The organism is Dysgonomonas sp. 25 (assembly GCF_010501075.1).
Lineage (GTDB): Bacteria > Bacteroidota > Bacteroidia > Bacteroidales > Dysgonomonadaceae > Dysgonomonas.
The window spans coordinates 542,677-563,731 of sequence record NZ_QVMN01000002.1 but is presented as its reverse complement, the minus strand read 5'-3'; the positions used below and the strand labels follow the sequence as shown (position 1 = coordinate 563,731).

The 21,055-nt window shown below is 43.0% G+C and carries 16 protein-coding genes; 6 read left to right on the top strand and 10 right to left on the bottom strand.

Going from position 1 to position 21,055, the window contains the following annotated elements; translation table 11 throughout:
* The first annotated feature begins 435 nt into the window (after positions 1-435).
* From D0T66_RS05560 to carB, 3 genes are all read left to right on the top strand, one after another.
* A complete protein-coding gene (locus D0T66_RS05560; RefSeq protein ID WP_163356250.1) occupies positions 436-1,086 on the top strand; it encodes a hypothetical protein in 651 nt (216 codons plus the stop codon).
* A 246-nt stretch (positions 1,087-1,332) separates the two neighbouring features.
* Positions 1,333-2,403: a glutamine-hydrolyzing carbamoyl-phosphate synthase small subunit gene (gene carA, locus D0T66_RS05555; protein ID WP_163356249.1), complete on the top strand. Its 1,071-nt coding sequence runs from the start codon at positions 1,333-1,335 to the stop codon at positions 2,401-2,403.
* Between the two features lie 119 nt (positions 2,404-2,522).
* Positions 2,523-5,741, top strand: coding sequence for a carbamoyl-phosphate synthase (glutamine-hydrolyzing) large subunit (gene carB, locus D0T66_RS05550; protein WP_163356248.1), 3,219 nt, complete (start codon positions 2,523-2,525; stop codon positions 5,739-5,741).
* A gap of 146 nt (positions 5,742-5,887) precedes the next feature.
* Here the strand turns inward: carB and D0T66_RS05545 are convergent, their stop codons facing one another.
* From D0T66_RS05545 to D0T66_RS05530, 4 genes are read right to left on the bottom strand one after another with little or no spacing between them, the layout of a single operon-like run.
* Positions 5,888-6,604, bottom strand: a complete 717-nt coding sequence (locus tag D0T66_RS05545) for a hypothetical protein (RefSeq protein WP_163356247.1) — start codon at positions 6,602-6,604, stop codon at positions 5,888-5,890.
* A 12-nt stretch (positions 6,605-6,616) separates the two neighbouring features.
* On the bottom strand, positions 6,617-7,957 hold the full coding sequence (locus D0T66_RS05540; RefSeq protein WP_163356246.1) for a dihydroorotase: 1,341 nt from the start codon (positions 7,955-7,957) through the stop codon (positions 6,617-6,619).
* A gap of 13 nt (positions 7,958-7,970) precedes the next feature.
* Positions 7,971-8,891, bottom strand: a complete 921-nt coding sequence (gene miaA, locus D0T66_RS05535) for a tRNA (adenosine(37)-N6)-dimethylallyltransferase MiaA (RefSeq protein ID WP_163356245.1) — start codon at positions 8,889-8,891, stop codon at positions 7,971-7,973.
* On the bottom strand, positions 8,891-10,531 hold the full coding sequence (locus D0T66_RS05530; protein ID WP_163356244.1) for a sulfatase-like hydrolase/transferase: 1,641 nt from the start codon (positions 10,529-10,531) through the stop codon (positions 8,891-8,893). The genes miaA and D0T66_RS05530 overlap by 1 nt, the downstream gene beginning before the upstream one ends.
* 156 nt (positions 10,532-10,687) lie before the next feature.
* On the opposite strand from D0T66_RS05530, the gene corA reads away from it, so the two are divergent.
* Together corA and D0T66_RS05520 are read left to right on the top strand one after the other, a co-directional pair.
* Positions 10,688-11,758, top strand: coding sequence for a magnesium/cobalt transporter CorA (gene corA / locus D0T66_RS05525; protein WP_163356243.1), 1,071 nt, complete (start codon positions 10,688-10,690; stop codon positions 11,756-11,758).
* 13 nt (positions 11,759-11,771) lie between these two features.
* Positions 11,772-12,905, top strand: coding sequence for a lipopolysaccharide assembly protein LapB (locus D0T66_RS05520; RefSeq protein ID WP_163356242.1), 1,134 nt, complete (start codon positions 11,772-11,774; stop codon positions 12,903-12,905).
* A 17-nt stretch (positions 12,906-12,922) separates the two neighbouring features.
* Here D0T66_RS05520 and D0T66_RS05515 read toward each other — a convergent pair whose 3' ends face one another.
* Both D0T66_RS05515 and D0T66_RS05510 read right to left on the bottom strand, forming a co-directional pair.
* On the bottom strand, positions 12,923-13,600 hold the full coding sequence (locus D0T66_RS05515; protein WP_163356241.1) for an RluA family pseudouridine synthase: 678 nt from the start codon (positions 13,598-13,600) through the stop codon (positions 12,923-12,925).
* 96 nt (positions 13,601-13,696) lie between these two features.
* Complete coding sequence (locus D0T66_RS05510) at positions 13,697-15,187, bottom strand: acetyl-CoA hydrolase/transferase family protein (RefSeq protein ID WP_163356240.1); 1,491 nt, start codon at positions 15,185-15,187, stop codon at positions 13,697-13,699.
* 216 nt (positions 15,188-15,403) lie between these two features.
* On the opposite strand from D0T66_RS05510, the gene D0T66_RS05505 reads away from it, so the two are divergent.
* On the top strand, positions 15,404-17,905 hold the full coding sequence (locus tag D0T66_RS05505) for a hypothetical protein (RefSeq protein WP_163356239.1): 2,502 nt from the start codon (positions 15,404-15,406) through the stop codon (positions 17,903-17,905).
* A gap of 7 nt (positions 17,906-17,912) precedes the next feature.
* Here the strand turns inward: D0T66_RS05505 and tatC are convergent, their stop codons facing one another.
* The 4 genes from tatC to D0T66_RS05485 all read right to left on the bottom strand — a co-directional run bounded on the left by tatC (position 17,913) and on the right by D0T66_RS05485 (position 21,014).
* Positions 17,913-18,764 (bottom strand): twin-arginine translocase subunit TatC, encoded by an 852-nt coding sequence (tatC, locus tag D0T66_RS05500; RefSeq protein WP_163356238.1) that lies wholly within the window; start codon positions 18,762-18,764, stop codon positions 17,913-17,915.
* A 14-nt stretch (positions 18,765-18,778) separates the two neighbouring features.
* A complete protein-coding gene (locus tag D0T66_RS05495; protein WP_163356237.1) occupies positions 18,779-18,982 on the bottom strand; it encodes a twin-arginine translocase TatA/TatE family subunit in 204 nt (67 codons plus the stop codon).
* A gap of 122 nt (positions 18,983-19,104) precedes the next feature.
* Positions 19,105-20,070: an FAD:protein FMN transferase gene (locus D0T66_RS05490; protein ID WP_163356236.1), complete on the bottom strand. Its 966-nt coding sequence runs from the start codon at positions 20,068-20,070 to the stop codon at positions 19,105-19,107.
* Between the two features lie 59 nt (positions 20,071-20,129).
* Positions 20,130-21,014, bottom strand: a complete 885-nt coding sequence (locus tag D0T66_RS05485) for a sugar phosphate isomerase/epimerase (protein WP_163356235.1) — start codon at positions 21,012-21,014, stop codon at positions 20,130-20,132.
* Between the last annotated feature and the right edge of the window lie 41 nt (positions 21,015-21,055).

The window sequence follows — 21,055 nt, the reverse complement described above, 5'->3', positions numbered from 1 at the left end:
CGAGGGGAGGAGATAGGAAAAGAGTATATGTTTTTACTCCCCCTCTGTTGGAGGGGGACGGGGGGAGGTGATTTTTTTCTGAAAATTCTACACCTGAAATTTGGTAGTATAAGAAATAATCGCTAAATTTTCGTGTGTGTGTGTGTGTGTGTGCACGTAGAAATCGATATATATCATATTAGTATATAATATATTAGATAATAAAGAAACTATAAATCTACTTCCATTATGCACAATAATCGCACTTTATTACAATGCAAAGAAAACAAAATTTACTCAAGTTTCAAAATTATATATCCACATCATCCGAAGAAAAAGCATATTTTGCTACATTCTTTTTTTCTCTCCTATAATGCTTTGTATCAATAAATTCATTTTCTTTGCAAAAAGAAACTTATAAAATTGCATCAGTACCTAATTAAAACTCATTTGGAAATGAAAAAAGCATTATTATTTTTGTCATCTATCGTTTTAGGCGCCCTCCTTTTCAATTCATGTTCGAAATCTTCGATAAAAGAAAAAGCCAAAGAAGCCACCAAAACGGTGACGGAAGTAGGCATGAGCGCAGCCGAAGGAATAGCAGAAGCGATTGACGAAAACGGAGCACAACTTGCAGAAAAAACAACCGATGCGGCAGGCAGCCTTGCCTTAGGTGCCGGACGAAGTATCGACAGGCAACTGAACGAGCATGCCACCAAAGTAGCTGCTGTAGCCGGAAGAACCCTCGTACAAACGGCCGACGGATTAGTAGACGGAGTTAGCGATGAAGTAAAAACGCATTACGTAGAAGTACCTCATTCCGAGAACATTTGCGACGGCGTGAAATTGGATTACATTGCCAAATTCAAACAAAGTGCCATTATCGATGCATACTTTGTCATCGAAAAAGAAGGTACCTACGACTACCTGTTCGAGCTGTATAACAAAAACAACGAAGTATTCCTTACCAGAGATGCTACCACCGTAAAAGACTCGGTAAACACAGGCACAAGAAGGATTGTAAGCTTCGCCCTGACTCAAAGCGAACTGGAAAAATTCGACAGCAACCTCAAGGAAATTAAGGTTACCGTTACCAAAAAGAATTAATTGTTGAAAACTTTATTGATTTTTAATAGCTGAAAAGTCGCATTCGTATCTTTTTATTTTCTACCTTTGTGCTTCAGATATTCATACCATAGAATATTTGAAAAAATGAGAAAAAAAAGAAAAATAGGCGACAACATAGGAAACTATAATAAAATCTAAAGGAACAGATATGTTAGATATCTCGTTCCTTTTTTTTTAACTTTGAGAGAAACAATTTTATCACTAATTATAATACTTGAACAAAAGATGCAATCAGACAAACCGGTTCAACTTATCCTTGACGATGGAACAGTATTCCAAGGTTTTTCTTTCGGGAGCGAAAAAGCCAGTGCAGGCGAAGTAGTCTTCAGCACAGCCATGGTCGGCTACCCCGAAAGTCTCACAGACCCGTCTTATCTCGGACAAATATTGGTAGTTACCTTCCCGCTTGTAGGAAACTACGGTGTACCTGACAATACCTCTACGGACGGTATATCAGACTTTTACGAATCTGAAAAAATACAGGTTAGTGGATTGATTATTTCCAATTACTCGCACGAATATTCGCACTGGAATGCTAAAAAAAGCCTCGGCGAATGGTTGAAAGAACACGGTGTTCCGGGTATCTACGGTATCGACACACGTCAACTGACCAAGATTCTGCGCGAAAAAGGAGCAATGAAAGGGAAGATTGTATTCAACAGCCCCGACGAAATAGACTTTATCGACCCGAATAACGAAAATCAGGTAGCCAAAGCCAGTTGCAAAGAAGTGATAACATACGGCAACGGCAAGAAAAAAGTTGTACTGATAGATTGCGGTGTGAAACATAATATTATACGCAGCCTGCTGAAACGGGATGTAACAATTATCCGTGTGCCTTGGGATTACGACTTCAACCAGTTGGAATGGGACGGATTATTTATCTCTAATGGACCGGGCAATCCTGATTTCTGCGAAGAAACGGTAAAAAACATCCGCAAAGCGATGGAAACAGGAAAACCTATCTGCGGAATTTGTATGGGTAACCAACTCCTGTCGAAAGCCGGCGGAGCAACTACCTACAAATTGAAATACGGACACCGCAGCCACAACCAGCCGGTGAGAATGGTCAACAGCAACAAATGCTTTATTACCTCTCAAAACCACGGATTTGCCGTATCCAACTCATCGCTCGGCGAAGAATGGGAACCGCTGTTTGTCAATCTGAATGACGGAACAAACGAAGGAATCAAGCATAAAACCAAGCCATTCTTCTCGGCACAGTTCCACCCCGAAGCGGCAAGCGGCCCTACCGATACCGACTTCCTGTTCGATATGTTCATAGAAAAATTATAAAGCCCCTCCTAACCTCCCCGAAGGGGGAGGGATAAGATTAAAAAAATATAATAATAAACAAATAATCCCTTAAAAAGCCCCTCCTTGGAGGGGTTGGGGAGGCAAAAAACAGAATATAAATGGATATAGATGTAAAAAAAGTATTAGTCCTCGGTTCGGGAGCCCTGAAAATCGGTGAAGCCGGAGAGTTCGACTATTCGGGTTCGCAAGCCTTGAAAGCTCTGAAAGAAGAAGGAATCGAAACTGTACTCATCAACCCCAACATTGCAACCGTACAGACATCGGAAGGAAGTGCCGACAAAATCTACTTCCTGCCAATCACTCCATACTTTGTAGAAAAAGTTATCCAAAAAGAAAAACCGGACGGAATCCTGCTGGCTTTTGGTGGACAGACAGCCCTCAATTGCGGCGTACAACTATTCCAAGGAGGTATTTTGGATAAATACAACGTGCGTGTATTGGGAACACCCGTACAAGCCATCATGGACACCGAAGACCGCGAGCTTTTCGTTAAAAAGCTTGATGAAATAGACGTAAAAACCATCAAGAGCCACGCCGTAGACAGCATAGAAGACGCCGTAGAAGCAGCAGCCGAACTCGGTTACCCAATCATCGTACGTGCCGCCTATGCATTGGGTGGATTAGGTTCGGGGTTCTGCGACAACGAGCAGGAGCTACGTAGCCTTGCCGAGAAAGCGCTCGCTTACTCACCTCAGCTACTGGTTGAAAAATCGCTGAAAGGCTGGAAAGAAATCGAGTACGAAGTGGTACGCGACCGTTACGGAAACTGTATGACAGTCTGTAACATGGAAAACTTCGACCCGCTGGGAATTCATACCGGGGAGAGTATTGTAGTTGCACCGTCGCAAACATTAACCAACTCCGAATTCAATAAATTACGCGAACTCTCTGTCCGTATTGTTAAGCATATCGGCATCGTAGGAGAATGTAACGTACAATTTGCCTTCGACACCGAATCCGAAGATTACCGCGTAATCGAAGTGAACGCCCGCCTCAGCCGTTCGTCGGCACTGGCATCCAAAGCAACCGGTTATCCATTGGCTTTCGTTGCTGCGAAATTGGGATTGGGTTATGGCTTATTCGAACTGAAAAACTCGGTAACCAAATCGACGTGCGCCTTCTTCGAACCGGCACTCGACTATGTAGTGGTAAAAATCCCTCGCTGGGACTTGGGTAAATTCCACGGCGTATCGAAAGAAATCGGCTCGAGCATGAAATCGGTAGGTGAAATCATGGCTATCGGACGTACATTCGAAGAGGCAATCCAAAAAGGTCTCCGCATGATCAACATCGGAATGCACGGATTTGTAGGCAATAAATCGCTGGATGTTGCCAACCTCGACGATGCGTTGAAAAACCCGACCGACAAACGCGTGTTCTGTATCGAAGAAGCCTTCAAGAGAGGATATACCGTAGACCAGATACATGATTTGACAAAAATAGACCGTTGGTTCCTGCAAAAACTGAATTACATATTCAAATGCTCGAAAGAGCTCGGCAAATTCGACGACGTGCAATCATTGCCGCTCGATTTGCTCCGTTCGGCGAAGCAAATGGGATTCTCGGACTTCCAGATTGCCAAAATCGTAAGCAAGGACTCAGACCTCGCAGAACGTAGTGCATTTGAAGTTCGCCGCATACGTAAAGCAAACGGAATCGTTCCTTGTGTGAAACAGATAGATACACTGGCTGCTGAATATCCGGCACAAACCAACTACCTGTATATCACTTATAACGGAACAGAAAACGATGTCAACTACTTGGGAGACAAGAAATCGGTTATCGTTCTCGGATCGGGAGCATACCGCATCGGCTCTTCCGTTGAGTTCGACTGGTGTTCGGTGAATGCCCTGCAAACCATCCGCAAGGAAGGTTACCGTTCAGTAATGATAAACTACAACCCCGAAACAGTTTCGACCGACTACGATATGTGCGATCGTCTCTACTTCGACGAGTTGACTTACGAGCGTGTAATGGACATCATCGAACTGGAAAATCCACACGGAGTGATTCTTTCGGTGGGTGGACAGATACCTAATAACCTTGCTCTCCGCTTGGATGACGCAGGTGTAAATATTCTTGGGACAACAGCACAGAGCATCGACAATGCCGAAGACCGTCACAAGTTCTCGAGCATGCTCGACCGCATCGGGGTAGACCAACCACGCTGGAAAGAACTTACCTCGCTCGACGACATCAAAGGATTCGTGAACGAAGTGGGTTATCCGGTATTGATTCGTCCATCTTACGTTCTTTCGGGTGCTGCGATGAATGTTTGTTCCAACGACCAGGAATTGGAAAACTTCCTGAGCCTTGCTGCCGAAGTGTCGAAGAAACATCCGGTAGTAGTGAGCGAGTTCGTCGAAAATGCCAAGGAAATCGAGATAGACGCCGTAGCCAACAAAGGCGAAATCGTGATGTATGCCATCTCCGAACACGTCGAGTTTGCCGGAGTTCACTCGGGAGACGCAACCATACAATTCCCGGCGCAACGCTTGTATATCGAGACTGTTCGCCGTATCAAGAAAGTTGCCCGCAAGATTGCGAAAGAACTGCAAATCTCCGGGCCATTCAATATACAATTCCTTGCGAAAGACAATAGCATCCGCGTAATCGAGTGTAACCTGCGTGCATCGCGTTCCTTCCCATTCGTATCGAAGGTGTTGAAAATCAACTTCATCGAACTGGCAACACAAGTAATGCTCGGCATGGATGTAGAGAAACCGAACAAGAACGACTTCGACCTCGACTATGTAGGTATCAAGGCTTCGCAATTCTCTTTCTCACGCCTGCAAAAAGCCGACCCTGTGTTGGGTGTAGAGATGGCTTCGACAGGAGAGGTTGGATGTATCGGCGATAACTTCTACGACGCTATGCTGAAAGCGATGCTTTCGGTAGGGCACAAGATTCCGAAGAAAACCGTACTCTTCTCGACAGGTCCTGCCAAATCGAAGGTTGAATTGTTAGAGGCTGCCCGCCTGCTCCATCAGAAAGGATACGACATCTACGCAACGGGTGGTTCGCAGAAATTCCTTGTCGAAAATGGCGTTCCGGCTACACAAGTTTACTGGCCATCGGAGGAACAGAAGCCAAGCGCTTTGGAAATGATACAGAACCACGAAATAGAATTGGTAGTCAATATCCCGAAAAACTTCTCTTCGAGCGAGTTGAACAACGGTTACAAAATCCGTAGGGCTTCTATCGACTATAATGTGCCATTATTAACCAATTCGCGCCTTGCATCGGCATTCATTCAGGCATTCTGCAAAATGGATGTGGAAGAAATCGAAATCAAGGCATGGAATGAGTACGAATAGTGTATGTTTCCGATAATAGGCGTTATCTGGGCTATATGGATTATCATTCAAGTCCGATGGTTCATCCGGAACAAGCCTTTTCATAGGAAAAAGAAATATACCTACTACTGATAAAAACGAAAGGATACCGTGATGGTATCCTTTTGTTATTCCTTATACAATATTCCTGTTATACGCCCGTAGTCATATCCGACATCCACATCCTCCCCGTTTTCATTCCGGAATAAAAAGCCTGAAGGATAGTTGAAAGCAATAGTCCATTCTTCATCACCTTCATCCGATATACCGTTATTATTCTGGATTATCAACAGATGACCGAAATCATATAATAGTATAACTTTTCTGGATAAATAATCTTTCGGATAGATGCCTGTCCCACCATATAAAGACTTTTGTGATATTTTAGTCAAATCTATCTTTCTCTTTCGTTTCATATCCTCAACGGATAATGTATCATTCACCAGATAAGGTTCAACGTTCGATTCGGAAAACTTATAATAATGATTCGCCACCATATATTCTATATCACTTAACTTACTTTTATCGAACGGACTGTAAAAAATACTGTCCCAAAAGTTCTGATGCTGTTCGTATGATTCATACGTGGGATAACCTTGATATTGCAATAGGTGCGTTCCATACATAACGATTGTATCGGATGTAATTACACAAACACCATATTCGATATCCATCGGATAATGCCCTCCCATCGGATTCTTCTCGAAACGGGTACGACAAAGGATTTCGCCTTTATCATTGACAGAAATCGGACGCATTTCGGCATGAATATAAGACGGGCCTGTTGACCATGCAGCATCGAAAAAGAATATAGACAACAAGAATAACAGTATCAATCTTTTCATAAGTCCAGCTAATTAATAGTCAAACATCAGTGCTTCTCCTCTGACCTCTTTTACTTCACCTTTGTCGAAAGCAAGTTTTCCATTCAGATAAGTTTGAACGATAGAATGAGCGAACGTCTGCCCCTCGAACGGTGACCAATGGCACTTGTAGAGGATATTTTCTTTGCTCACAGTATAAGAGTTATTCGGGTCTACCAATACCAAATCGGCAAAATAGCCTTCGCGTATATAACCCCGTTTATGCACATGGAAAAGCGTTGCCGGAGCATGGCACATCTTTTCCACCACTTGTTCCTTTGTTATTCTGCCATCCTTGGCTAACTCGAGCATGACCTGCAAGGAATGTTGCACCAATGGCCCTCCCGACGAAGCCTTGAGCGCCCCACCCTGCTTTTCTTCCCACAGATGCGGAGCATGGTCGGTAGCAATCACATCCAAGCGTCCATTCAGCAGTCCCTGCATCAATCCCTCTCTATCAGCTTTGGTCTTGATAGCCGGATTCCATTTGATGCGTGCACCGTATGTCGCATAATCCTCATCCGAAAACCAGAGATGATGCACACAAACCTCGCCTGTGATCTTCTTTTCGGCCAAAGGCTTCGCATCGAAAATGCTCACCTCACGCGCAGTGGAAAGGTGCAGGATATGCAGGCGCGAATCGTAACGGCTTGCCAGTTCGGCAGCTTCGGACGAGGACTCGTAACAAGCCTCGGCACTGCGAATCAACGGATGATATTGGATAGGAATATCGCTTTCGCCTTTATATTCCGATTGGTAATATTCCAGATTGCGACGGATAATCTCTTCCTTCTCGCAATGGCAGGCAATCAACATATCCACCTCGGCAAAAATAGCCTGCAGGGTTTGTTTCTTATCTACCAGCATATTACCCGTAGACGAACCCATAAATACCTTAACACCGCAAACGGTTTTGCGATCTACCTTGCGCAATTCGGCTATATTGTCATTCGTCGCTCCCAGATAGAAAGAGTAATTCGCATAGGATTTCTCCGCGCCCAGCTCAAATTTTCTGTTCAGTTCGTCAATTGTCGTTGTCTGCGGCTTCGTATTGGGCATATCCATAAACGAGGTCACCCCTCCGGCAATAGCGGCGCGGCTCTCCGTGGCAATATCGCCTTTGTAGGTCAGTCCCGGATCACGGAAGTGAACCTGATCGTCTATCACTCCCGGCAACAGCCACAAACCCGTAGCGTCTACAACTTCTGCCCTATTGATAATCTCTTCGGGAACCTGCCCTTCATAGACAGCTTTTATTTTATCATTTTCGACCAACACCGAGCCTGTAAAAGAACGCCCTTCGTTGATAATCGTCGCTTTGTGAATCAGTATCATAGTTGTTATCTTATTATTTTTCTTCTATTAGTTTCTGTACCATAGCAATACGTGCGTCCATAGGAATGGCATAATCTATCCAGTGAATATGCAAGCCCCGTTTTTCCATCCCTCTGAACCAGGTCATTTGCCGCTTGGCAAACTGGTGAATGGCTATCTCCAATTGGCTGAACATTTCCTCGTAACTCAACTTACCCTGAACGTATAAGGTTACATATTTATACTCCAGACCGTAATAAATCAGGTCATCGGGGTGAATCCCCTTGTCAAGAATAGAGCGTATTTCTTCAATCATCCCTTCCTCAAGACGGGCTTTCAGCCGGTTGGTAATCCGTTGGCGGCGAAGCTCGCGCTCAATATCCACGCCTATAATCAAACTATTCAGCGGAGGAAATTCGTTTCGTTCGGCAGGATGACTTTTCGTGTATTCTTCAATCTCGATAGCACGGATAGCCCGTTGTGCCGTATCTACATCGGTCGTATTGTGCAATGGCTTATACGAAGCCAGCAGAGCCGTCAGCTCTTCGAGCGATTTATTTTGCAGGCTTTCGCGGAGTGCTTTATTCTCGGGGACATTCACCAACGAATAACCTCGCAAAACGGATTCGATATACAGCCCCGAACCTCCGCAAAGAATAGGCATTTTTCCTCGCTGCCGTATATCCGTATATGCTTTGTGAAAATCGTGCTGATATTCGAAGATATTGTACTTGTCGCCGGCGTCGCGAATATCGATCAGATGATAGGGTATCGGTTTGCCCTCTACCATATAATCACCTAAATCCTTTCCTGTACCGATGTCCATCGAGCGGTAGACCTGCCGCGAATCACCGCTGATTATTTCGGCATCCGAGTGATAGGCCAAATGGCAGGCAAATGTCGTTTTGCCCGATGCCGTAGGCCCAAGAATGGTTATGAGGTCGTATTGTTTCATTATCGCTTATTACTATCGAATCGTTCTAAAATATCGTCATACGCTTTCTCGTCCACAAAGCGTTCTTTCGGCTCGAAATCGGGAGAGAATATGCTCCGCTTGCTATCGAATCCTTCGTAGCGCATCCCCGATATATCGGACATACTGTATATGAAATCGCCTGTCGAATACGGACGGTAGGCATCGAATACCAAACCGGAACGCTTATCGCGGAAATAGGACGACATCCAAAGCAGGAAAGGCACTTCGCACATAGGCGGCGACACCTTTTCGTAGACATGCCCTGCAAATTTACGATAATCATATAATTCTTCGCCATGATCGGAGAAGTAAAGCAGCATGGCATTCGGGCTTTCCTCCTGCAACTGCCGTATCATGCGGTCGACGATATAATCGTTGTACAGCACCGAGTTGTCGTAGTTGTCTATCATCCGTTTCTCCTTCGTCTTCCTGAAAGGCTTTTCTTCTATCAATCCGTCTTCTTCGTAATCGAACGTATCGAACGTATACGGATAGCGGTATTCGTAGGCCATGTGGCTACCAATAAGATGAATCAGTATAAATTTATCCTTCCCCTTATCCGATTCCATTATCTCATCGAAAGCCGTGAAAACGATTTCGTCATATTGCTTTTTAGGTGCAAAGTTATATTTATGCTTCGCCAGCGTAAGCAGGATGTCATAACTCGAATGGCACTTCTCGCTGAATGCCTGGTTCGTAATCATATACGTTTCGAAGCCCAAGCGGTTGTACAATTCTATCAGGGAAGGCCGCTCTTCGAAATATTCGGGATAATCGGGCTCTGCCATCGACAAGGCTGCCCGCATCACCGGAATGGTATGTACCTGCGGCGAAATCACCTCCCGGTAAACAAGCAAGAAGCTATCGGTATATTGCTCTAACAAAGGATTTGTTTTCCGCTGATAACCATATAACGACATATGGTCTTTGGTAAGCGATTCGCCAATAACCACCACAATCGTCTGCGGAATGGTATCGGCATAAATCGTCCGGATATCAAAGGGTTCGGACTGCCGTGCCCTTATCGTTTTTTTCTCGTGATGTACACGCACCTTATAAGTAATAAATGTCCGGTAAATATTGATAAAATAGACCGAACGCGCTACCCGCGCAAGCGAAACGATAGCCACAATTATCAAGACCGAAACGATAATATGCCCTTTATAGAAACGGGCTTTGAGCGGAGTGTAACGCTTCATCCTGCAAATCATCACAATCGGGACGGCAGCATAAGCAAGTGTGCCCACTATCACCCAGACATTCATATAGTTGGCAAGAAATTCCTTGCTCTCTTCGGGATTGGTCTCGAAAAGGCTCATCACACTGTTCTGTTCGAGCATCACATGAGCAAACAGCAAATAACTGAGGAATATGGAGCCGGGAATAATAGCAAAGACCAGCATAACCGAATAAATAATCTTCTCCGTCCTCGGCGAAACGAATACACAGATAACCGAAATAGCCATAAAAAGCAACAGGCAGACCACTACCAGCAGCAACTTGTCCATCCAGCTATAATTCTCAGCCAGAGGAGTCAGTATAGGCAGCAGTAACAGAATATAGAAAAGAAAAAAGGATTGCAGCTTTTTCTTTTTCAGTACCTGGAATATATCCTTCATGCTTCGACCTGTTTTTTTCCGAAACTATTTGTCATCCTGTTTGGTTTAAATATAGAGCCGTAAGAGAAACAAATATACAATTTTATTCTTACTTTTGAGTAGGAGTTAGACTTGAACGGCGTTTCTGATTTTTGGGATGAAGAAAAGCAAAGCGACATGAGAAAAAAGCAACAGAAAGGGACAAAACGCAGATTGGTAGGAAGTGTTTTCTTATCCAACCCTGTATATCAGGGAGATAATAATATACCTACCACTATCCAGCATATCCAGTACAACGAGAAGGAAATGTCGGTAAAAGACATTACTTCCGTAGAGAAACTGAAACCCGAAATTGTTGCCGACAATGTCAACTGGTTCAAAATAATAGGTATGTCGGACGTGGCAAGGATTTCCAAAATCTGCACCGAATTCGGGTTGCATGGCTTCGATATACGCGATCTGTTGTCTCCGCAGGAAGTAACCAAGGTCGTTACTTACGAAAAAATCACTTTTATTCTGATGCACGGCTTCTATCTGAATAATGAAAATCTACTGGAAGATATGCAGTTAGCTTTTATTCTGGGCGAAAATTTCGTTATCAGTATGCAGGAAACAGCCATACCCGTATTCGACACCATTCCCGAGGCTATCAAAGAAAACAACATCCAGATAAGGGATAAGAAAGCCGATTACTTCTTATATGTCTTATTAGCTGCATCTAATACGATGATTGCCAATACGGTGATGAAAATAGAAGATTCGCTGGTGGATATAGAGGAAAAATTGTTGAATCAAGAAAATGACAAACGCCTGATGCATTATCTGCACATGAATCGCTCTTACTATACCTCCATGAAGCGGGCTATGCTGTCGCTTCGCGAAGAATTTGTAAACCTGCTGCACAATACCAATAAGCTGATATGCGACAGCAGTATTGTTTATTTCAATAACTACGACGACAAACTCCGTACGACGCTCAGCAACCTGGATGCGCTACATGATACACTTTCGTCTTTGTTAGACATCTACTACAACAATAACAACCTGATAATGAATAATATTATCAGGCGCCTGACAATCGTTTCCACTATCTTCATCCCGCTGACCTTCCTTGTAGGGGTGTGGGGGATGAATTTCGATATAATGCCCGAAACAGAATGGAAATATGGTTATGCATTGGCTTGGGGCATTTTCCTTATCATAGGGCTCGCAACGTTGTATTTCTTCAAAAGGAAAAAATGGTTTTAAAATACATATTATTATGAAAAAACACTTGTTACTCATACTCATCTTTACGCTACTGCCCATCTACCTGTGGGGACAATCCAAAAACATAAAGAAACTGTTCGAGGAGGAACAATACCATACCATTGTCGAACAATACGGTTCGAAAAACAAAAAGAATTTTACAGCGGAAGAATTATCCGACATCGGCTGGTCGTACCATATATTATACGATAGCAAGACTGCTCTCGCCTATCTTTCGGAAGCGATAGCCAAAGAAAAGAATAAGAAAGCATCTGCCCGCTTATATTATCGCATCGGCTCGATTTACCTTTCCACAGGTGATTATGATAAAGCCGGTTCGTATCTGAAAAATGCAATCGAATCGAATCCCGAAATAGGAAATTTTTACGAGGCTATGGGCAACCTCTATTTGGCCAAAGACGAAACAGACGAAGCTATCAGCTATTACAAACAAGGCATAGAAGCTGCCCAACCTTCGGAGCAGGCCTTTTTTATGCTGGCCGATACCTACGACAAGACAGGGCTGCAGCAAGAATCCCTTAAAGCCTTCTATAACGCCAAGAAGCACATAAAAGAAGATACCGAGCTGTATATCACCGTTTTGTACAATATCGGTACGCAAGAGATGGCTAACAAGCAGTATAAGAAAGCAATAGCTGCTTTCAGCGAGTTGGTTGAATATGCGCCCGACGACTATTTCACCTATACGCGCTTGGTACAATGCTGCTATGCTTTGGGCAATTATGAGATAGGCGACACTTACAAAGAGCCGCTATACAAAGCCTATTCCGAAGGAGATTTGACCGAAAGCGAATTTGCCGACAAGTTCTGTGTGGATAACTTTCAGGTAGATAACAAGCTCGTTTCCTGCTACGAATATTTTCAGTCTACGACGGACGAGAATGCGAATGTCGTACCCATTTATATATTCTATGTCATAAACGATATGGGAATGATAGAAGCCGAGATAGATTATGGTTTTCAGTCGTACGAGAATATCAGCTTGTACAAGTTATCTTTGTCGCGCGTAGATACAGGGGAAACGGATTCGGCTAACTTTTCCGAGGATATGGATTATGCTGTCCTGAAGAATATTATCAAGAATATCGTATCGAAAAACTACAGCGTAAGTACCTATAAATTTTAGATTGCCTCAACTCCGGTTTATAGTTGTCCGGCTTCCAATGCCTTCCACAACGCATCGTCGGGAACGGGAGCTGTAACTTCTATCTGCTCTTTCGAAACAGGATGCACGAAAGATACTTTGCGCGCATGAAGCGAGATACCACCGTCGGGATTCGAGCGGTCGGCTCCGTATTTCAGGTCGCCTTTTATTACACAGCCCATCTTGGCTAACTGGCAACGTATCTGATGATGGCGCCCCGTCTCCAAATCCACTTCCAGCAGATTATACTTTTCCGAATGTCCAATCAACTTGTAATGCAGGATTGCCAGTTTTGTCCCGGGCTTTTCGGTATCGTAAGCGTAAGATTTGTTTTGCTTTTCGTTCTTTATCAGATAATTGCGGAGCGTTCCCTCCGGCATTTTAGGCGTATTCTTGGTTATCGCCCAATAAGTCTTTTTTATCTGTTTGGTACGAAACATTTCGTTCAGGCGGCTAAGCGCTTTGCTCGTCTTGGCAAAGATGACGACACCACTTACCGGCCTGTCTAAACGATGAGTAACCCCTAAGAAAACATTTCCGGGCTTGTTATGCTTTTCTTTTATCCACTCCTTCACAATTTCAGACAATGGCTTATCTCCCGTCTTGTCGCCTTGTACAATCTCGGAAGTCGTCTTGTTGACGATAATAATGTGGTTGTCTTCGTATAGGACAGTCATAGTAAGAATAAAAAAGAGGCAAGTGTATGATTCCTACAAGAGGGCCCGCCATACACTTGCCAATGCAATCCAGTTATGAAACACAAATCGCTTCTATTATTTTCTCCATTTTACATTGTGCATATCGCCTGTTTCGTTGAATGCTTCGTGGAAAGCAAAAGCATTCTTCAAATCCACAGGAGTTTGTCCGCCCTGTTTTTCACCCATTTCGAGGTATTCGAGCAACATTGGACGATAGTCTGGATGAGCACATTTCTCGATAATTTCTCTCGCTCTCTCTTTCGGCGATTTACCGCGAAGGTCGGCTACACCATATTCCGAGATAATGATTTTAACCGAGTGTTCGCTATGGTCTTCGTGCGAAACCATTGGCACAAACGAGCTTATCTTGCCATCTTTAGCAGTAGAAGGGGTAACGAATATCGACACATACGATGCACGGGTAAAGTCGCCCGAACCACCGATACCGTTCATCATCTTCGTACCCATGATATGAGTAGAGTTGATGTTACCGAAGATATCCGCTTCGATAGCTGTATTGATAGCAATAATACCCAGACGGCGAACCACTTCGGGATTGTTAGAATATTCAGACGGACGAAGAACGATTCTTTCTTTGAAGAAGTCTAAGTCTTTGTATATTTTCTCAACGCATTCATTACTTACAGTCAACGAACAACCGCTGGCAAATTTCACGCGGCCTTCCTTCATCAACCCAATAACAGCATCCTGTATCACCTCCGTATATACTTCGAAATCAGGGATAGCCTTGTTTGTTCCCATCGCTGCCAATACGGCGTTAGCAATGTTACCTACGCCCGATTGTACCGGAAGGAATGTTTTAGGCATACGTCCTTCTTCCATTTCTTTCACGAAGAACTGTACTACATTTTCTCCGATTTTGGTTGTTATCTCATCTACCGGAGCAAACGCGCCACCTTCATTCGGAACGTTCGATTCTACTACAACTATTTTAGCCGGATCAACCTTTATGTGGTCTTTCCCTATTCTGTCCTGCACTTCGTAGATTGGAATCTCCCGACGACGAGGAGCATCCAAAGGTTCGGAAATATCGTGCATTCCTCTCATCTCTTTCGGATTCCATCTGTTCAGCTCCACAATAACAACTTTTGCCATACGGGCAACGGTAGCGGAAATACCCACACCGCAAGTAGGAACGATTTCGCCATCTTCGGTTACATCGCACGCTTCGATAATGGCTACGTCGATGTTTCCATAGAAACCGTAGCGCAAATCCTGCGCCAATGTAGAAAGGTGCAAATCGCAATACTGCACTTCGCCATTATTGATGGCATTGCGCATGTCTTTAGTAGTCTGATATGGCGTACGGAATTTAACAGCCTTTGCTCTTGCCAATTCGCCGTCCAATTTATCACCGGTAGATGCCCCGGTAAAAACAGATATCTGGAACGGATTACCTTTTTCATGTTCCTGTTGAGCAATTTTAGCAATTTCACCCGGAACCACTTTAGGACAACCTGCATGCGTAAAACCACTGAAACCTACATTGTATCCGTGTTTTACTAATTTCGCAGCCTCTTCGGCAGACACAAACTTTAAAGCCATTTTAGTATTTTATTGTATTGGTTTATGTAAATTATTTATTGTTATCAAAATGCAGCACAAAAGTACAAAATAATTGACATGATAACTATTTTAATCGGCCAAAAATCGAATACATTTTCAGAATGCGTCGACTATTATTTTTTGGTTTCGAAACTTTTGCATTTCACCTATTATCTGACTACTTTTGAAACTCGGAATAATATAACATCAAACACTATGAATAACCGCTGCTGCCTGACGCTTCTTGCTATCCTGTTATCCATCCTCTCGGCACAAGGACAAGTAAATATTGAAAATCCGTTTATGGGCAACGATAGTGTCTATATCTACAAGATAAGCAATGAATTATATGAAAAGATACTGCAAAAAGGAGTACAATATGAAGAACTAACCAAAGAACAGGAGTTTTTGGGTGAATATGTGATGACATGTCCGGGGAATGAAGCTTTCCCCAAACTACCACAGGGCAATTACTGGCTGATAACAATGAGCCGGAACAAGCAGCTACTCCACCTGAGGTTGTACCAGTCGATGGAATTAGGTTTGAATCAGATCACCCTTCGTGCAGACAAAAATCTCGAAGTGCTTTTCTACGACGATTACGGAAAGCCTCTACCCAATCTGACGGTGACTTATAACAAAAAAACGTCGAGACTGAATCCTGAAAGCCAGACATATCACTTATCTATTGCTCTAGAGAAGAGAGTAGAAACCATCGTAAACAGGGATGGAACTAATTATCCTTTCTCTACTTTCAGATGGAAACCATATACAAACCCAAAAGATGTTCCTGCACTACACAAGTTCAAAAAAGAAGCACACAGGCATTATTCAAAAAGCTACAGTGGTAGTAATGCTTATAAACCGGGCGATACTATCCATATACGGGAAACGATATATGATTATCACCGTCTTTTTGTCAATGATAATGAAGGTCAGTTACTCGAAACAATTTATCCGGACAAAAACGGTCTATTCTCCTACGAATACATTATTCCCAAAGACGAAAAGACAAGTTATTACAGCAATAGGCTCTATCTGGCAAAGGAAAAGAAACGTGCCGATTATGCAAAGTGTATCTATTACCAAATAGTTCCGGCAATATATACTATGGATGTATCAATAGATACTTTCCGGCATTTTACCTCACATCCGCCGGTACTCAATATACACATAACCGAACGCGACAACAAAATAGCGGCAACTGATTCTATTTACATCGAAGCGAAAAAAAAAGATGTCCACCAACCGGCAAGCGACAGCGTGTTTGTTCCCGATATCCTCTTCAAAGAAACGCTGCCGATAAAGCTGAACGAGGATATACGTTATTCAATCCCCACACATAAATTTCCTCCTGCCGATTTCAGTTATAAGTTAACAACCTCACTAATAAGCAAAGAAACATCCAACACATTACAGCATAAATCGTTTATGGTGCATATCGGATCAAAAGAAATCATCAAGATATATACCCAAAACGACCAGCTCCTCATAGAGAGAAGAAACGATACAAGCTCCATCACGTCCGAAGGATTCCTGTTGTCGTATATCGACAACAGGCTGATCGACAAGAGAGCCATCACCCTGCCCTACTCCGGAAAAGTAAATCCGGCGGTAAGCAAATACACGGTAATTTCGAAGGATATCAAAAAAGACTTTATACCGGCTCGGGAGGAACATATATGCCTGATAGACTATTCGGTATCGTTCTCGAAAGACTCGGCACATATTTCGTTGAGTTCGGCATACGATATCCCTTTCTGGTATACTATCTGGAAGAATTACAAACTCCAGAAGATAGGGTATGGCGACAATCCCATGACAATAGGATTGAAAGCCAAAGAGAAAAAAGATACTTTCCAACTCCGGCTCGAATATCTATGGGGTGGAAAAATTATGCATTGGCAAACGCCCTTAGCTTCCCAAATCGATTCGTCATTTCTATCTAAAGAGATGCAAGCCAGTGAAGTAGGCTACAGGTTATCCATGCATACAGATGGAATATTCGGAGATGTATCTTACATAATACCTATCCCCGCCAGTTTTGTATCGGAAAGAAATATTTCAATAAAAAAACTTCCGGGCAGAGAGGAAGCAGAAGAACAAAAGCGCATACATAAATTATCGGAACTATCGGGAGCATGGCCACGATATTCTGAGAATTCCGCCCTTTTCCTTACATTCCGGAATACAGAGAAATATCAACCTGAATTTACCATCTTAGTCGACAAATCGGCCAATGACACCCTCCCCATCTTCGACAGGGCTGCCGTATTCAACTCTTCCATTAGCAAAATAGCATTGAAGGGTAACAGGGATTACAGCCTCTATGTCTTGTCCGGTAAAGAAATGAGCTATAAGAAGGATTTGCATATCCCCCGAAACGGACAGATGTATCTGACAGTAGATATGAACGACATTCTACCTTTGGATGAGCAAATAAAAACGGCAATAGAAGATTTCTCGACAGAAACAATAACACGATTCATCGTAACAGATGCAAGCGGCGAGCCGGTAATAGGAGCCATGATCTCTATTCCGGCATCAATGATGTACGTTATGACAGATATAGACGGAACAGCCAATCTGAAATTACCAACAGGCTACTCAGGCTATATCGAAGTAAGTCTTATAGGTATGGAAACCGAAAAAATCAGATACAACGGAAAATCCATTATCCGGGTGCAAATGGAAGAAAGGTATGAGTTGTTAGATTAGAGGATAATCACTCTGCTTGCAATTCGGGGTGCTCACCTTCTTCCAGTTCTTCATTCTCGTCCTCATCCGGAAGCGGATCGGGCTTAACAAAGAAGGCACTCAATTCGTAAAGGAAGTAGAGCGGCACAAACACCACCGATAGGGTAAACGGATCACCCGATGGCGTAATAAATGCCGAGAGTACCAGCAGCCCCACGATCGCATGGCGTCTGTATCTTTTGAAGAAGGATTTATATAATAGTCCTAATTGCGAAAGCACCCACGATATGAGTGGCAATTCGAAAACGACACCCATCATAAAGATAAGCATCAGGAAGTTATCCATATATGAATCGAGCGATATTTGATTGACAATCATTTCGCTCAGTTGATAGGTCGCCAAAAAACGGAAGGTCATCGGGAATACAAGAGAATAGCCGACTATGCAGCCAATAAAAAACATGAGTGTACCGAACGTAAACGCCCATTTGAAACTCTTTTTCTCGCTCTCGTACAACGCCGGACGAACAAACTTCCAGATTTCAAATATCAAATAAGGGAAAGACAATATCAATGCCAGCCACAAAGAGGTCGTAATGTGCCGGAAGAACTGCGATGTCATGTTGATATTAATGATATCCACATGAAAAGAATCGTCGCAGAAATCGGGCAGAAACGGTACGGCTGATGTAGCTTTACAGAGGTATTTGTATAGATAAAAATTGGAATTGGTCGGAGCCATGATTATGCTGTCGTAGATATACGGCATAGCGATAAAACAAAGCACTCCGAATATAAAAAGAGCAACGAGAGACCTCAATAAAGTCCATCGAAACTCTTCTAAATGATCCCAAAAGGTCATTCCTTTATTTTCTTCCATAAAAGATTACGCAATCAGTCTTTTTTTTCAGTGTCTGTTCCGGCTCCTTCTATGTCTTTTTCGATTCCGTTGATTCCGTCTTTGAAGCTCCTCACTCCTTTGCCGATACCTTTCATCAGTTCAGGGATTTTCTTTCCTCCGAACAGCAATAGGATAGCTAATGCGATGATGATGATTTCGGGAGCTCCGAAGTTTCCTAAGAATAAAAATGTGTTCATTATATCTTTATTTTAAAATTAGGTTTTAGATTTAACAGTAATATTATTCAAAAATAACACAAATAATGCGAATTACACAGGCATACCTGATATTTATTCACAAATTTAACAATATATAGTTTTTATCTGATTTCCGCAATATAATTTTTCATTCCGGCCGAAGAATAGACTTTATATTCTCCTTCTTCGTCGCATATAAACAAGGCATCGATAGACGGATATTTCTCTATCCATCCGGCACTGCCATCCAATCCCCGCACCAAGAAAGCCGTGGCAAAAGCATCGGCCGTGATGGCGTCGTCGGCTACGACTGTTACCGACAGCAGGTTATGCCTTACGGGATAGCCTGTCGAAGGATCGATGGTATGCACCATCTTTTGCCCGTTCTCGATATAATATTGCCGGTAATTGCCCGAAGTAGCAAGCGCTTTATCAGAAACCTCAAGTATCACCTGCAAATCCTGACCGGGAATAAGATTCTCATCCGTCGGGCGATCGATACCTACCCGCCAGTCTCCACCCCGCAGGTTCTTTCCTTTCAGGCGTATTTCTCCGCCTATTTCGGCCATATAGTTCACGCAGCCTTCTGCCTCCAGAAAGCGGGCGACAATATCAGCCGAATAACCTTTGGCTATCGCATTGAAATTCAATACTATTCTCGGATCAATTTTCAGAATTTGGTTATTCTCTAACCGAATTTTATCCATCCCGATATAGGATTGCAACTCCTTTATTTGCTCCTCATCGGGGATATAGCGTGCTCCTCCTCCGAATCCCCATGCTTTGAACAAGGGTTCGGCTGAAGCATCGAAAGCGCCATCGGTAAGGGAATAGATTTCTTTTGCCCGTGTAAAGACTTCTGCAAAATAAGCATCGACTTTCGTCGTCTCATTGCGGTTTATCCGCGAGATAAGCGAAGTTTTATCGTAAACGGAAAGCGATTTTTCGAAACCGGCAAGCAGGGATGCTATATCAGATTGGAAATCCCGTCCTTCCGCATCCTGATACAGTATATTATAACTGGTACCTTCTGCCGTACCGCATATGTTATAATAAAAATCCCCATTGTCAGCCATTATTGCTCGCATAGCTATAAATAGACAAAGGACGCCCGATAATATCAGACATCCTTTATTTTTCAGTATTATTATTGATAGCTTTCTTTTACCAATGGGCAATTCAACAAATACTCCAAGCTTTTCTTTACACTTTCAGCCGGTTCGTAGTTGTATTGCTCCACTTCTACTACCAAACCTTTCGTTCCGGCAGCATCCGTGTTTTTGAATATGGCATCGAATCCCACCATACCACTCTGACCAAGTTCTTTATGGTCTTTGATGTGCAGCAAAGTGAAACGGTTTTTGTATTTATTGAAGTAGTCCACAGGGCTCTGTCCGCCTCTCACTACCCAATAAACGTCCATTTGGAAGAAAACATATTCAGGATTAGTATTTTCGAGCATATAGTCGATCATCAATTTATCTTCGATTTTGTTTTTATATTCAAAATCGTGGTTGTGATAACCATACCCCATACCGTTTTCCTTACATTTCTTACCTATTGCATTATAATATTCGCAATATGTCTGCAAATCCTTCAACGTCTTAGGAGTAGGCATCCACGGCGTTACGATATATTGCATTCCCGCAGCTTTGTGAGCAGCAATACATTGATCCCACCATTTCATTGCCTCTGTGAAGTCTTTGGATTTCAGTTCTTTTTCAGATAATTCGCGGCCAGTGTGAGAAGAAAGAACTTTCATTCCTGCTTTTTCAACATCCGCCTTAAATTCTTCCGGTGTTTTGCCATAGAATTTTCCATCGTTATAATTTGCCGCTTCGACAGCTGTATAACCCATTTCGCCAACTTTGGCTATTGTTCCGGCATAATCTTTCTTTATATCGTCGCGCAATGAATAAAGTTGCAGAGCGATATCCTTCTTCGGAGGAGTAGCATCTTGCACCTGTTCGGTCTTTGTATCGCACGAAACAAGCATCAAGCAAACAGTGCTTAAAAGTATAAGTGTTTTCATTTATATAGTGTTTTTTGAGACAAAAGTCCATAGAAAATTAC